General features: G+C 59.1%; 1 pseudogene. It reads left to right on the top strand.

What is annotated here, in order from left to right:
- A pseudogene (locus tag WBG83_RS22550) lies at nucleotides 1-629 on the top strand (IS1634 family transposase); the annotation flags it as partial.

Genomic DNA, 629 nt, shown 5'->3' with positions numbered 1-629 from the left:
GAGGGGCAATCGCCTCGGTTTCATCAGGTGGACGTGACCGTTCGGCCGCAGGAAATCGTTCGCAAAAAACGCGGACGCCCGAAGCAGAGCGAAGTTCCCCAAGTTGAAACGGTCTACGTGCTGCAGGCCGCGATTACGCCGGACGAAGCGCGGTTTCAGGAAGCACGTCGGCGGGCGTCCCGCTTTGTGCTGGCCACGACCTTGCCGTCCGAGTGGCGAGGCGAGCTGATGGATGGGACGGCGCTGCTCGGATTGTATAAGGGACAGATTCACACGGAAATGAATTTCTCCTTTTTGAAGGACCCGGTATACACGGATGAAATCTACCTGAAGAAACCGGAGCGCGTGAAGGTGCTGGGGTACTTGTTTTTGCTCGCGCTCACGGTCTACCGGGTGTTCCAGCGACGCATCAGGCAGCACATCACGGAGCAAAACCCGATGCACGGATCGGGCGGCCGGATCCTGCGCAAGCCCACAGCCGCCGCCATCTTCCAAATCTTCAAGTACCGGAAGGTGGTCGTGTTTCGCCTGCCGGACGGGACACGAACGAGACAATTCGCCCGCCCCTTGAGTAAAGAGGAGAAGCGCGTGTTGGCCAGTCTCGGTTTGGATGAATCGGTTTACCTCGG

Origin of the sequence: Paenibacillus sp. y28 (assembly GCF_037137075.1) — a bacterium.
Classification (GTDB): Bacteria; Bacillota; Bacilli; order Paenibacillales; family NBRC-103111; genus JBBBNV01.
The sequence above is the reverse complement of the archived record's forward strand: the minus strand, read 5'-3'. Positions and strand labels throughout refer to the sequence as shown.